This window comes from Planomicrobium stackebrandtii (assembly GCF_030814955.1).
Taxonomy (GTDB): Bacteria; Bacillota; Bacilli; order Bacillales_A; family Planococcaceae; genus Planococcus; species Planococcus stackebrandtii.
In genome coordinates this window covers 34,572-48,193 of sequence record NZ_JAUSWB010000006.1, presented here as the reverse complement: position 1 = coordinate 48,193, position 13,622 = coordinate 34,572, and the positions used below count along the sequence as shown (strand labels likewise).

15 protein-coding genes are annotated in these 13,622 nt (G+C 42.3%); 9 read left to right on the top strand and 6 right to left on the bottom strand.

Going from position 1 to position 13,622, the window contains the following annotated elements:
* Nucleotides 1-11 precede the first annotated feature (11 nt).
* On the top strand, nucleotides 12-293 hold the full coding sequence (locus QOZ98_RS11965; RefSeq protein ID WP_142827288.1) for a GNAT family N-acetyltransferase: 282 nt from the start codon (nucleotides 12-14) through the stop codon (nucleotides 291-293).
* A gap of 404 nt (nucleotides 294-697) precedes the next feature.
* Nucleotides 698-1,303 (top strand): DUF4064 domain-containing protein, encoded by a 606-nt coding sequence (locus tag QOZ98_RS11960; RefSeq protein ID WP_308787666.1) that lies wholly within the window; start codon nucleotides 698-700, stop codon nucleotides 1,301-1,303.
* An 88-nt stretch (nucleotides 1,304-1,391) separates the two neighbouring features.
* On the opposite strand, the gene QOZ98_RS11955 is transcribed toward QOZ98_RS11960, so the two are convergent.
* Nucleotides 1,392-1,883 (bottom strand): GNAT family N-acetyltransferase, encoded by a 492-nt coding sequence (locus QOZ98_RS11955; RefSeq protein WP_308787665.1) that lies wholly within the window; start codon nucleotides 1,881-1,883, stop codon nucleotides 1,392-1,394.
* A gap of 95 nt (nucleotides 1,884-1,978) precedes the next feature.
* On the opposite strand from QOZ98_RS11955, the gene QOZ98_RS11950 reads away from it, so the two are divergent.
* Nucleotides 1,979-2,431 carry a GNAT family N-acetyltransferase gene (locus tag QOZ98_RS11950; RefSeq protein WP_308787664.1) on the top strand — a complete coding sequence of 151 codons (453 nt, stop codon included), beginning with the start codon at nucleotides 1,979-1,981 and terminating at the stop codon, nucleotides 2,429-2,431.
* Between the two features lie 87 nt (nucleotides 2,432-2,518).
* On the top strand, nucleotides 2,519-2,911 hold the full coding sequence (locus QOZ98_RS11945; protein WP_308787663.1) for a hypothetical protein: 393 nt from the start codon (nucleotides 2,519-2,521) through the stop codon (nucleotides 2,909-2,911).
* A gap of 38 nt (nucleotides 2,912-2,949) precedes the next feature.
* Here the strand turns inward: QOZ98_RS11945 and QOZ98_RS11940 are convergent, their stop codons facing one another.
* The gene (locus QOZ98_RS11940) at nucleotides 2,950-4,077 is read right to left on the bottom strand and encodes an MFS transporter (RefSeq protein WP_308787662.1); all 1,128 of its coding nucleotides are present in this window, start codon (nucleotides 4,075-4,077) and stop codon (nucleotides 2,950-2,952) included.
* 104 nt (nucleotides 4,078-4,181) lie between these two features.
* Between QOZ98_RS11940 and QOZ98_RS11935 the strand changes: the two genes are divergently transcribed.
* The 5 genes from QOZ98_RS11935 to QOZ98_RS11915 all read left to right on the top strand — a co-directional run bounded on the left by QOZ98_RS11935 (nucleotide 4,182) and on the right by QOZ98_RS11915 (nucleotide 8,752).
* Nucleotides 4,182-5,078 (top strand): diacylglycerol/lipid kinase family protein, encoded by an 897-nt coding sequence (locus tag QOZ98_RS11935; RefSeq protein WP_308787661.1) that lies wholly within the window; start codon nucleotides 4,182-4,184, stop codon nucleotides 5,076-5,078.
* Between the two features lie 346 nt (nucleotides 5,079-5,424).
* On the top strand, nucleotides 5,425-6,210 hold the full coding sequence (locus QOZ98_RS11930) for a helix-turn-helix domain-containing protein (RefSeq protein WP_142827281.1): 786 nt from the start codon (nucleotides 5,425-5,427) through the stop codon (nucleotides 6,208-6,210).
* A gap of 273 nt (nucleotides 6,211-6,483) precedes the next feature.
* Nucleotides 6,484-7,263, top strand: a complete 780-nt coding sequence (gene yidC / locus QOZ98_RS11925; RefSeq protein ID WP_142827280.1) for a membrane protein insertase YidC — start codon at nucleotides 6,484-6,486, stop codon at nucleotides 7,261-7,263.
* 51 nt (nucleotides 7,264-7,314) lie between these two features.
* Nucleotides 7,315-7,560 (top strand): hypothetical protein, encoded by a 246-nt coding sequence (locus QOZ98_RS11920; protein ID WP_308787660.1) that lies wholly within the window; start codon nucleotides 7,315-7,317, stop codon nucleotides 7,558-7,560.
* A 376-nt stretch (nucleotides 7,561-7,936) separates the two neighbouring features.
* Nucleotides 7,937-8,752 (top strand): M15 family metallopeptidase, encoded by an 816-nt coding sequence (locus QOZ98_RS11915; protein ID WP_308787928.1) that lies wholly within the window; start codon nucleotides 7,937-7,939, stop codon nucleotides 8,750-8,752.
* Nucleotides 8,753-8,838: 86 nt separating this feature from the next.
* On the opposite strand, the gene cls is transcribed toward QOZ98_RS11915, so the two are convergent.
* The 4 genes from cls to QOZ98_RS11895 form a co-directional block, all read right to left on the bottom strand.
* A complete protein-coding gene (cls, locus tag QOZ98_RS11910) occupies nucleotides 8,839-10,296 on the bottom strand; it encodes a cardiolipin synthase (protein WP_308787659.1) in 1,458 nt (485 codons plus the stop codon).
* A gap of 273 nt (nucleotides 10,297-10,569) precedes the next feature.
* A complete protein-coding gene (locus QOZ98_RS11905; protein WP_308787658.1) occupies nucleotides 10,570-11,400 on the bottom strand; it encodes a phytoene/squalene synthase family protein in 831 nt (276 codons plus the stop codon).
* Between the two features lie 187 nt (nucleotides 11,401-11,587).
* Nucleotides 11,588-12,289 carry an HAD-IIB family hydrolase gene (locus QOZ98_RS11900; RefSeq protein ID WP_308787657.1) on the bottom strand — a complete coding sequence of 234 codons (702 nt, stop codon included), beginning with the start codon at nucleotides 12,287-12,289 and terminating at the stop codon, nucleotides 11,588-11,590.
* On the bottom strand, nucleotides 12,252-13,514 hold the full coding sequence (locus QOZ98_RS11895) for a glycosyltransferase (protein WP_308787656.1): 1,263 nt from the start codon (nucleotides 13,512-13,514) through the stop codon (nucleotides 12,252-12,254). The genes QOZ98_RS11900 and QOZ98_RS11895 overlap by 38 nt, the downstream gene beginning before the upstream one ends.
* Nucleotides 13,515-13,622: the final 108 nt, after the last annotated feature.

Genomic DNA, 13,622 nt, shown 5'->3' with positions numbered 1-13,622 from the left:
GAGAATAGAGGATGGATTTTAAATTAATTGAATTGGGCAGCGACGAGTTTGCTTACCGTCTGGAAGAAGAGGGCAAAGTCACAGCAGAAATCACCTGGACAGAGCTGGCGAATGTTATGGTCATTGAGCATACCTTTGTCGATGAATCGATGCGCAACCAAGGGTTGGCGAAAAAACTTCTGGACCGTGCAGCAGACTATGCACGCGAACACGATTATAAAATGGAGCCGGTCTGCTCTTACGCCGTAACGGCATTTGACCGCTATAAAGAATACGACGACGTCAAAATATAGAAACGCTTTATGCAGTGGGGAGTTTTTCCGACTGTATAAAAACCGAATATTGAACACACAAAAAGCAATCCGCTGTCAGTCGAGTGGATTGCTTTTGCTAATGAAAAAGTATGTAATTGATCATTCGGTACCTCCGTTTTAGATGCTTGTGATAAAGAAGACGATTGCTGTTAAAACTGAAGCTCCTCCGATGCCGTAAAAAAAATCAGCTTGGTTAAAAATTATATTTTTTTCCATTATTTAGAACCCCTTTCAAATGTTTGATATTAGTAATTTACCCCACTTTCAAGTTTCTAAACAGGTTTTATTAATTTTATTACGGGAACAGTGTAATATAAGTAACCAAATTCTTACTTATACGTATACAATAAGAGATTGTAAGTCTAAAGGAAGAGGTGGATTGAATGAATCAAGAGACAGTGAACAGAGCAGGAGAAAAAGTGCTCGGCATTATCGGCATCATTTTTAATATTTTAGCAATCGCATTAATCGGCTTTGCAATGGCAAGCTATGCGAACGTTCAGGGCACACCTGAATTCCAACAGTTTATCGAAGATGAAATCATGTCAGATCCAGCGTTTTCGACTCCTGAAGAAGCACAAACGGTCATTAACATGATGTCATCAAGCTTTAGCGTAGTAGGGTGGGTGCTGATTGCACTATTGGTAGTAAGTACAATTTTGGCTATTATTGCCCTAATCAATCTCCGTAAAAACAAAAAGGCATCGACTGCAGGCGTCCTGTTTATCCTAGCTGGTTTGTTTGCGGGGCTACTATCTTTAACGTCTATTCTTTTCTATATCGCTGCTATTATGTGTTTTGTCCGCAAGCCGCGTACACAAAATAATCAAAACACGCGTGATGATGATTTTAAGTATCAGGAAGATCAGCTTCGCCGCAAAGAAGAATCAGTACGCCGTGACGATACAACAACACGCCGCGAAGATGAAGTACGCCGTGATGATACAACAACCCGCAATGATGATGATACGCCTTACCGTCCACTATAAGGAGGGAGTGTCAGTAAGCATAAAAGACGTTCAGGCTGGAAGTGCCTGAACGTCTTTTTTAATGTTTCTTTCTCAAAAAAGAAACTGCCTATAAGGCAGCTTCTTTCAAATGATAAACGTATTTAGCCGTTTGCAAAGGGTGGCCTTCGAATAATTCTTCGAATTCCTCCAAAAATTTAAAACCGTTGGCTTCATAGAAGTTTCGGCCTTTTGTATTTTCGCTTTCTACGTAGACAAATAGTTGGTTGCCGTTAAGCAGGTAGCTCAAGCCGCTGTTCAGCAATTGCCTGCCGTAGCCGGAGCGTTGAAATTCCGGTTTCATGTAAATGGCAATCAGCTCTGCATCGCCATCTTCATCCACCTTCGTGAAGTTAGCGAAGCCAACGGGCTGGCCTTCATGTTCCGCAAGCAATATAATCGTTCTTTTTAAACGCATTTCCATCATCGGAATAGAATATGATTTTTCCAAAAAGCTTTGTTGGATTGTAGAGGGAATGATGCCGGCATATGTATCATTCCAGCTAATCTTAGCAATCTCCTGTACAGATGTGATATCTGCGGATGTAACGGTTCTAATCATGCAATCACCTCTGAAATTCTTTCTGCAATCATATCAAAAAAAGCGCTGAATAGCCACTAATGTGGAATAATAGAACCAAAAGGAGGATGTAAGATATGAACTGGAATACCTACCAATTTGACGAATTAGCAGCAAGAAAATTATATGAGGTGTTAAAGCTGCGTGTGGATGTATTTGTAGTCGAACAAAACTGCCCTTACCCAGAGCTTGACGGTTTAGATCAACAGTCGATTCATTTGGTTTACAGTGAGAATGATGAGGTACTGGCCTATGCCCGTTTAGTGCCGGCTGACGTGAAATATGAGCTGCCTTCTATTGGAAGAGTCATAGTCCGTAAAGATGCCAGAGGACGGGGATTGGCAAAAGAACTGCTTGAGAAAAGCATCGAGTACATCTTCAAAGAATGGAATGCCCCTTCGATTCAATTGCAGGGACAAGTTTATCTCCAGGAATTTTATCAATCTTTCGGATTTGAGCCGGTGTCGGACAGCTACGATGAAGATGGCATACCCCATGTGGACATGAAATTAACGTACAGCAAAATGTAATACTTTTGACATATAAAAAAGGATTAGCATTATGAAAAAAAGGGTAATTATTAAATATTAAACAAAACTGACGAAGGAGTGCTGCAAATGGCAAGAGGAAGAGGTTTTTTATTAGCAGGATTGGCTGCTGGAGCATATGCATATTTTAAAAATCCTGAAAACCGTGAAAAAGCCACAAAGGCTTTCAATGATACGAAAGTGAAGGTGAATTCTTACATGGAATCACAAAACCTTGATAAAGACGGCAACCCCATCTCGAAAACGGCTGACACACCAAGCACTACAGAAAAACGTGAAAACAAAATGGTTGCAGAAGGCGGAGCTTCAGCAAGCGTTCAGTATTACAACGAGCAGCAGCAGAAAAAGCATGACAAAGAAAAAGGCGATGTGAAGCTGTCATCAAATGATAACAGCAGCGACAAATCTGAAAACACAACTTCAGCTGCACCAGAAAATAAAATCGGTACAGATAATTTATAAAAAAAAGGATGGTCCAGGACCATCCTTTTTACTGCCTATTATTTTTTAAAAGCCATTGCATTGAGCAGAGCGACGATCAGCAACAGCGAACCGCTGACGATAAATCCTTGATCGGGGCTTAAAGCAAATGCTCCTGTAACGCTTGAGCCGGCTACGACGCCGATGGAGAAAAAGGCGTAAAAATAACCGTATGCTCGGCCTCGGGAGGCAGAATTCGTCGAATCAATCAAGATGGAATTGATCGAAGGAAAGAGCAAGGCGAAACCCAGCCCATAAGTGCACATGCTGGCATACAGCAGCAGCTCAACCGTTGCAGCGCTCAGGAAGAATAGGGAAAGTCCCATTACTGCAAACCCGGCGATCAGAGTATAGATGGGTTTGGCGGCATCGAAAATTCGATTGACCGGAAGCAGGAAAACAAGAATTGCCGAAATTCCGAAAGTGCTGAGCAGCAATCCGCTGAGTTGTGAATCCAGTCCGAGCGCTTCAACTTTCAGAGGAAGCATATAAGCCAGGACTCCCTGTGAAAACATCAGAAAAAAAGCGCCGGAAAACGAACGGAGTAGGCCACTGTTCTTTATGATATCCATGAAAGGGACAGTCTCTTTAACAACTTTATCTTTTTTTATGGCAGTCTGCCTTAATGCGAAAAATGCGGCTACACCAATCAGCAAAATTATTGTTCCTGTCAATACCATGGTTTGCGGAACGTCATTACGGCTTGTATAAATGGCTCCATAAGCCGGACCAAGAATTGCGGCCAAACCGACAAAGGCTCCTGACAATGCCGCACCTTTTCCGCGTTTTGCGGATTCAGTGCGATTGGCCAGGTAAGTAAAGGCTGCCGGAACGGTCAGCCCAGCTGCCAGGCCGTGAAGAAATCTGACAGCAAGCAGGCTGTACGGCCCATCAATTGCCGAATAGGCAAATAAGGTAATGCTTGTCGACAATAGGCCAACGACTAAAATGGCAAAGGGTCCTTTTCGATCTGAAACAATACCGGAAATTATGTTTCCGAAGGTATTGGACAATGAATACATGCCGACTGCCAATCCGGCGATAAAAGGACTGGCTCCTAAAGTCATCGCATAGGTGCTCATGATGGGAAGTTGGGCAAATAGGTCAAAAAAGGCAAAAAAGATAATGATGTATATGAAAAGGCGCAAGACAGTTCCTACTTTCTTGGATAAATCGCAGTTTTCTGGATTTATTTACACTGATGTGTGGGTAAAGATAGTTATGGCTGTATTATAACATCGGAGGTCTGATGATGAAAAAAGCAATGTTTATATTAAATCCATCTTCTGGAAAAGAGCGCGCTGCGGAATATCGTGAAGACGTAGAAAAGATGCTTGCTTCAATGGGGTATGAAGTGGATACGCGAGAAACACAAAAAGCAAAAGATGCGACCCATTTTGCAGCCGAAGCCTGTGAAAAAGAATACGATTTTGTTGTCGCCATGGGCGGTGATGGTACCATAAACGAGGCGGTATCGGGTATAGCCGAACAGCCGCACCAGCCATTGTTTTCGTTGATTCCGCTTGGCACCGTCAATGATTTTGCACGGGCGTTAGGAATATCACTGGATCCGCCGGAAGCAATCGAAGCTCTTAAAACCGGCTATGAAAAACGGGTGGATATCGCCAAAGTTGGAGATCATTTTTTCATGAACATTCTGGCAATCGGTGATATTGCAGAATCCACTTACGATGTTGATCCCGATTTGAAAACTAAATTGGGAGCTTTAGCCTATTTTGTTGAAGGCATAAAAGCCATTACAGCAGATACAGAAACCTATTTTGAAATCGAGCATGATCATGGAACGTGGTCAGGAGAAGCGAAACTGGTATTGGTTGCACTGACAAATTCGGTAGGCGGTTTTGAGAAATTGGCGCCAGAAGCATTGACCGATGATGGTCTTTTGCATCTGTATATTGTGAAAAATGCAGCTTTGCCAGGTTTTATCCGCATCGCGACGTCGGTTATAAGAGGGAAATTGGAGGAAGACCCTTCAGTGGAAGCAGTCCATACAACAAAAGTATCGATTAAAACCAATGAACCTTTGTCCTGCAACATAGATGGTGACGAAGGCTGTACAACTCCTTTCGTGATCGAAGTATTGCCGAGGCATGTGAGGGCGCTGATTCCGCCGGACAAAGAAGAATAACAGCATCATAGTTTATCAACTGGATTTTAGGTGGTAAACTTTAGAATCCACTTTTATGCCAAACAGGAATTTAAAGCAAACTGTCTGTTTTCAGAAGTTTGTTTTACATTCCTGTTAAAATTGAGTTTCGTGTATCAAAATGAAACCTTTTTAAAACTAATACGTTATATATAGTATAAATTTTGTATTAAAACGTTACAGATGGCATAAGATGCAGTTTGGGCGAATAGAGCAAATTACACAAAAAAATTACAAAATTAGCAGCTTAACTCTATTATTTTAGGTTATTTCAGTATATAGTTGAAACATTGCTGCAAAAACTTGTAAAAAGAAAGACGGGGAAACGATGAATATTATTACAGCACCATCTATTCAAGAAACTATTTCAAAAATCTTTATGAACGAAACAGAAAATTTAAACCAAATTGAAGGGTTGGATAAATTTTTTGAAATTGAAACACAGTTAATGTATGAGATTCACCACCTGGAAAAAGAGCGGGCAAAAGAGACGTTAAGAGAATTGATCGACATGCTTTCACTTCGTTCGGAAAAAGACATTATCCGTTCTATCCGCAACTATTACATCATCCTGTCTTCTGTCATGGCACGCAAACTTTACGAGATGCGTGTACCCCCTAAAAAAGCATTCGCTTTCAACTCAGCTTGTGTGGAATTAGTGGACAAGCACATGAACGATTCAGAATTTATGTTTGTGGCTGATGAACTGATAGAATTCTTTGTATCGATTATTTCTGAACGCAAGCAGCCTTCTTTTGGCCACCAAACAGTCAATAAAGTTGTGATCTACATCAATGATGAAGTAGAGCGCGATTTATCAGTCGAGGAAATTGCTAAGCATTTTAGTATTTCGACAAGCCATTTGTCCCGGATTTTCAGAGAGCATGCCGGCATTACTCTTGTTGAATACTTGAACGTCCGCCGTGTTGAAGAATCGCAATACTATCTTCGCCACTCAGACAAAGGCATTTCTGATATTTCCAAGCAGTTTCATTTCTGCAACCAAAGCTACTTTACGCGGATTTTCAAGAAATACACAGCCGTCACGCCAAAGCAATTCCGTGACAGCCAGCATATTCCATATTTCCGCTACACATTGCCGAATGCCAAGTAAGGAGAAGAAATTCTCCTTTTTTTCTTGTTCATTTTTCATTTAAATCAAACTGGATTTAGTTGATTCAACAAATAGTTTTTAGCAGCCGAAATTGCTGTCTATCCCGTTGCTAAAGCAAAGTAGCGCGGTAAATCAGCCGTCTGTCCTGTAATTTGGAAAGCCGTAATTTTGTCACAAAAATTAAAAAAACCTCTCGTGTTCTATACATGGATTGAATTTTGCTGCGCTTATCGTTATACTTCTTAGTAGTTGAAAAAGGTGAAGGTGACTAAATTGAAAAAGAAAATTACATTATTAATGATGATGGCTGTTGCTGCTGTTTTACTGAGTGGCTGTGCGGCTGTTGAAAACAAAGAAGGAATTTTTTATACCATCTTTGTAAAGCCATTTGATATTTCATTGGATTATTTAGGAGGATTGTTTGGCGGCAGTTATGGTATGGCCATTGTTGTCATTACGATCATTATCCGCCTAGTTTTAATGCCTTTCATGCTGCGCACATATAAACGCCAGCAAGGTATGAAAGTCAAGATGGATAAGATGCGCCCTGAAATGGAAGATATTCAGAAGCGTTTGAAAGAAACAAAAGATAAAGAAGAGCAGATGAAATTGCAGCAGGAAATGATGGGACTTTACAAGAAGCATGAAGTAAACCCGCTGAATATGGGCTGTTTGCCTGTCATTATCCAAATGCCGATCATCATGGGCCTTTATTTCGCCATTCTGTACTCGCCGGACGTTCGTTCTCATGAGTTCCTTTGGTTTAATCTGGGATCACCGGATGTCATTATGACCTTGATTGCTGGTGCAGTGTATTTCTTCCAGGCCAAAGTGTCGTTATGGACTATGCCTGAGCAACAGCAAAAACAGATGAAATTGTTTGTCTACATTTCACCTATCATGATCATGTTCATCTCGTTTACATCGATGGCCGCGTTGCCGGTTTACTGGGCAGTCGGAGGGATCTTGTTGATTATCCAAACCTTCATTGGCCGTAAGTTTTATTCAAACCATCCGGAAATAGCACTTGAATCAGTAGAAGATAAAAAATAATGATGAAGAGCCGGCAAATATTGCCGGCTTTCTTTTTTAGGGGATGCTTATGTGAACATTAAAATTTTGCAGGGAATTGGAATTGCCCTTTTAAGTGTTACGGCTTTAACGTTTTTAATATTAGGCTATCTGGAAGTTGCTGTACTGTTTATGACGTTGCTGTTCGTACTGACAAACAGCTTCCGTTACCGGCATATGAAGGCGCAAGGCATGCACCGGGAAGCCAAATGGATGCTTGGCATGAGCATTATTTTCGGGATTTTGTTCTTTGTCGTACTGGCGACTATATTAATATAGAAATGAAAAACAGCACATCTCATTTAATGAGATTGTGCTGTTTTTGTATATTCGTACTTTTCTTTCATTCGTTCTTCAAGCAGTGTATCCAACTGGTTCATCAAAGCCTGGATATCACGTTCTGTTATACGATCCAATGTTTCCACTCCTTATGTGTTTATACTTATTTATTCGGAAAAAACATAGGGAATATGGGGGTCGTTTTGAACATGGATTATTTGGTTTAATGCATATGAAAATAACAGTCTCGTCTTTGAGTTTTGTGAAGATGCAGAATAAACCTTCAAGAAAATACTGCCCGTGGAAGAAGAAATTCAGCAACAAGAATGGTAGAATAATAAAGAAGTTGACAGAAGGAAGGCTTGGCATGAAGTTTATGGAGAAGCTAAAACAAAAAGACAAAAAGTTCTATATAAAATGGATGGTGATTAGTGTGTCAGCAATTATGGCTGCTCTGGCAGCTGCATGGTTTTACATACATGACTGGGACGTTGAGCAAAGCATGAAAGCATTGGCAGAGGCTGTGTCAGTTGAAGAGCCTGCTACAGAAGCGCCAAAAGAGGAAATCGCAGTGCCGACCGAACCTGAAGAGCCGGAAACACCGGAAGAAGAGCCTGCAGCAGAAGAGGCGCCTGATGCGACTGTTTATCCGGAAAACAGTGTACTGCCCACGGAACCGACTTTGATCAATGGCGTGCTGCTTGCGAACAAGCAGCATCCATTGCCTGAAACTTATGCACCTGGGGAAGTTCCGGAAGCGCGAACCGCTTTTGAAGCGATGAAAGCTGCGGCAGCCAAAGAGGGCCTTAATCTTTCCGCATTCAGTACGTATCGCGATTTTGCGCGGCAAAAACAATTATATGAAGGCTATGTAGCCAAAGATGGCCAACAAGCGGCAGACCGATACAGCGCACGCCCTGGCTATTCAGAACATCAGACGGGTCTGGCGTTTGATATCGGTGAAGCGGGACAGGAACAGCATTGGGCATCAGCATCCTTTGGCGATACCGCTGGCGGCAAATGGCTGGCAGCAAATGCCCATGAATATGGATTTATCCTGCGCTATCCTGAAGGCAGTGAACAAATCACCGGCTATATGCATGAATCCTGGCATTTCCGTTATGTCGGCAAAGAGGTTGCTGCAGAAGTTTATGAAAAAGGCATTACACTGGAAGAATATTTAGGAATTTAAGAAAGCAAAAAACGTCTCCATTTTTTCGGAGACGTTTTTCTATGGGAAAATAAGTGATTATTCATGTTTGGCGAAAATTTTTATTTTTATAAGATAGGTGCCAACAGACGGGCAATGGATTCTTTGGTTTTGATCATTCGGGTGCGTTCCAAATACATTTCATAAGTCAATTCAGTCGAAAGCTTCATATCCTGATGGAATAGTTCTGCGAGATCGCTGGATACTTGCTCATCATAGATAAAGGCATTGACTTCGAAATTCAGTTTAAAACTTCTGACATCGATGTTGGCTGTTCCGACGGTAGCTGCTTTATTGTCTGTCACAATCATTTTTGTATGCAGGAAGCCGTTGTCGTAGATGAAAACCCGAGCTCCTGCTCTTAGCATCTGCCCTGCGTATGAGTAGGTGGCCCAGTAAACAAAAGGGTGGTCCGGTTTGTTGGGAATCATGATGCGTACATCGATGCCCGACAAAGCAGCAATGCGAATCGCATCGTAAAAACTGGCGTCCGGAATAAAATAAGGAGTCTGTATGTAAATATAGTCTTTGGCCAGGTTGATCAGTTTCAGGTAGCCATCTTTAATCTGTTCCCATTCTTCGTCGGGGCCACTGGAAACAATTTGCATGGAGGTGTTTCCTCTGGCTGGCTTGAGGGGGAAGAAAAATTCATCGTATTCAATGTCGTGGTGTGCAGAAGCCTGATTCCAATCCAGAATAAAGCGCGTCTGCAAAGGATGCAGTGCACTGCCTTCAATGCGCAGGTGGGTGTCTCGCCAATAACCAAACTTTCGGCTTAGCCCAATATATTCATCACCTACGTTGAACCCGCCGATATAGCCAACTTGGCCGTCAATCACGACAATTTTTCGGTGGTTTCGGTAATTCAATCGGGGATTGATAATCGGCAAAATTGAAGGGAAGAAGGTTTCAACTTCTCCTCCAGCCGCTGTCAGTTTTTTGAAATGCCGTTTGCTCAAGCTCCGCGAGCCCATATCGTCATAAAGCAAGCGCACTTTGACTCCTTCTTTTGCCTTTTCGGTCAAAGCGTCTACAATCCGTGTGCCTAGTTCATCCAACCGGAAAATATAATATTGGATATGAATGTGGTTTGTGGCGTTTTCAATATCCTGAAGCAGTGAATTGAACTTTACTCGACCGTCATTGAAAATTTGGATGCTATTGTCTTGAGTCAGCAAAGCGCCATTATTCCGCAGGTGCAGATAAATCAAATCTTTGTAATTTTTTGTATTGGCATTTTGGAATTGAAAGCCGTCATCATGCAGCTCATTCATTTGATGTGCAATCAGGCTCTCGATGCCGATTCGTTTACTGGTGCTTTCCCATTTAAAAAGCGTTTTTTTACGCAACTTTCTGCCCAAAAGCAAGTAAATGAAGAACCCTAGTATAGGGATGAAAAATAGAACCAGCAGCCAGGCCCATGTAGAAGAGGCATCCCGTCTTTCAAGAAATACGAGAGCTGCAGCCAGGACAATATTGAATATGAAAATAGCGGCAGTGAAAACACTGAAAATGGTCACAGTCATGGGGATTCTCCTAACTTGTAGTTCTTGTGTAAGCTGAGTTAAAGAAACCAACTATTCTCTATCATTTCAATCGCTTAGCCTATTCCCTGCTATGGGGGAAGTTTATCTTTAACTTTGAAGCTTGCGCACCAGATTCTATAGAGCTTGCTGCGGAATTCCAAGAAGTGATTTACTGGTTCAGCTTCTATCTTATTAAAAATGCCTATATTATACAAATAATGTACAGCAACTCAAAAAAAACCGGCCTCTCGGGAAAGCTAAGGCCGGAAAAAATTAACTTAAGCGCTCTTCTTGTTTCAATTGCTCGACGATGCCTTCCACTTCCTGGCGGCTCATCTTTTCTTTTCCTGACTTTAATGCTTTTAAAGTACTGTGGGCTAGAGCCAATGGAACTTTGCAGAACATCAAAATCCGCTTATTTTTGATCGGTTTAACATATAAATCTGCTTTGGCCAAATTATCTTTGGCATAGTTGAACATATCTTCACGTGTCCAGCCTTCTGGTACAAATGTCACGCCCCGCTCAAAATCTTCGTCGTAATTTCGCAGCATGTTGACTGCCTGCAGCCCACGGCCGAAGGCGATGGCATGATCGGGATCCGTTTCGGTGCCGTCATACCAATGCCAGATGTCTGACAGCATGGTGCCGACAAGGCCTGCCACATAATACGTATATTCATCCAGATCTTCTTTGGTTTTGATAACCCAATCTTTTTCCACCCATTTAGACATGCCGCCGGCCATGATGGCGGTAGACTCCATCACTTTTCCTTTGATGTCTTCAGGGCATACGCTGATCCAGTCAGCCAGGCGCATCGTGACAGGAGGCAGAAACTGTTCATAAGGAGTGACAAGTTCTAAATAGCGCGCCTCATCAAATTCAGTAGCCAACATCTGTTGAATACTGCTCAGCAGAGTGATTTTCACTTGATCATCCAGCTCTGGGTGATCCTCAATTTCATCAATTGCTCGCATACATAGGTAGGCAGAGCCGACAGTTTTCTTTAAAGTAGGTTCCAAAAAGCTGATTGGGATGAAAAAGGTCCGGCTTGTTTCTTTTAGCATAACCAGGGACTCTTTTTGTAGATTCGAAACTTTGCTCATCTCAATTTCCTCCTGTTGTGGATTGACGTTAACTGGCTTTATGTATTTAAACTTCCCGAATATAAAATAGCTTCCTACTAAATATAAACCATATAAGCAAAAAAACAAACGATTACTCTGCAAGCTTTTCGATTGAACAATAAAACAATCCCCTTGAACAAATTTTTATGCTCAAAGGGGATAGGTGTCAATCTGTATAGAAATGGTTCCATGCTTCGTGGATACCGCCAGCATATTTTTGTTTAGCGCGGTAAATAGAAGGGTGTTCAGCTTGTTGAAGCAGCTCGGGCTGTGCATTTCCAACAATGACTGAAGGAAAGCCCATGGTAAGCATCTCCACATCGTTGCCGGAATCACCGGCTACTAATAATTTTGCATCGGCCAGGCTGTATTTATCCAGAATATACTGCAGAGCCTGCCCTTTGCCGCTTCCGGACGGAAGAATGTCGACATCCCGGCCGCCGCTGTAAATCAGTTTGTGTAAAATACCGGCTGTATTCAACGCTGAGCCGAAAGCTTCCACGACAGCAGCATCAGAAGCAAAATAGGAACAGCGATTCGTAATCGGCAGATTTTGGGAAGCAAGCCCCGATATCCGGCTGGCAACCAAATCGATTTTCTCGGGATTCCAGGATTGTTCCAGGCGCCTCGTCCATTCCAAATCCTGCTCCAGCTGATCGCCTATGTAAATGCCGGTTCCCACATCTGTAATCAGCACGTGGGGAACCGGTAAATTTTCTTCTGTGATGAGAGATAAAGCGGACTGATAATGGCGCCCGGTAATATAAATCAGTGAAACCTGATAGGTTTGGCTGTCATAGAAATCCAACAGCGCTTTTAAACTGCTGGCATCACCGACCAGTGTTCCGTCCAAATCTGTTGCTAACAAATGCGTTGCTCCGTGCACTAATGATCACCTCATACAATGAATTTATGCGAGTGGAAATGGAATCCCAATCAAAGTCTTTGCGGGCGATTTGCACCGCTTGGCGGCTTAAACGTTCCGTTAACAGCGTATTCGCTGACAAGACTTCCATTGCAATTGCCAGGTCGATTTCGTTTTTCGTTTCAACGAGCAGGCCGGTGATGCCGTCCTGAACAACGTTCTTGAGCCCACCGACATCTGACGCAATGATGGGACTGCCGCAAGCCTGGGCTTCTGCAGCTACCATTCCAAATGATTCATAGAAACTTGGCACAATTGTTGCCGTAGCTGAATTGAATAATAGGGCAAGTTCATCTTGAGACTGTGGCCCTAAAAACTCGACCCGATCCTCGATGCCTCTAATGGCTTCACGCAACTTTTCATCTTTTGGAAGTTTGGTTTCGAAATCTATGGATTCCGCATCTCCGCCTGCAATCACTAGATGTGGAGTGTTGGAAGGGCCTGTTTTTTCTGCCAGCAATTGAAAAGCTTTGAGTAAAGTGAAAATACCCTTAGTCACTTCTAATCTTCCAGCAAAAACAAAGAGAGGATTGCTGTAGCCGAATTTCTTTCGTAAATGCGTTCGGTTGCCGCGCACTTTGAATGCTTGGTCTACTCCGATGGGGATAACTTTGATGGGAGAAGGAGAATCAACAAAAGTTTTGATCAATTGTTTTTCATTATTGGTGGTAGCCAATACCTGATCAGCATTTTTCAAAATCGCTTTTTCAGCGTTTATTCGGCGCTGGTCATGGACGCCTGTTGCTTTTTCTTTTGCCCACGCAAGTGAATGTGCAGTGTGTACGTATGGCAGGCCAAAGTCTTTTTTCAGCTTTTTGCCGATTAGGCCAGAGAGCCAATAATGGGTATGGACGATATCATAGGATTCAAGATTCATCGTACTTTTCATTTCCTCATAAAAGGCAGGAAGCATGGAGTACATTTCATCTTTTGAAACAAATCCTCTGTGTCCCGCTTCCAGTCTGATTACACGGCATGCGGTTCCGAATGTTTCTATTTGGGGAGCGGAAGAGTCGCACCAATGTGTGGCGACGTCAACTTGCCAACCTTTATCTTCCAATGCAAGTGCTAGTTGTTTTACGTAATTATTTTGGCCACCCGCTTGTTTGCCACCGAGTTTAGCTAAAGGATCACCATGATCCGAAATAAATAATGCTTTCTTACTCATCAAAGCTCAACTCCTTATTTAGACTTACTAAATTTCCTGATAAAAGCAGAGACTGCTTTATTTGTTTACCCGTATCCAGAAAAGGTTAAACATTTAATTGTGATTTTT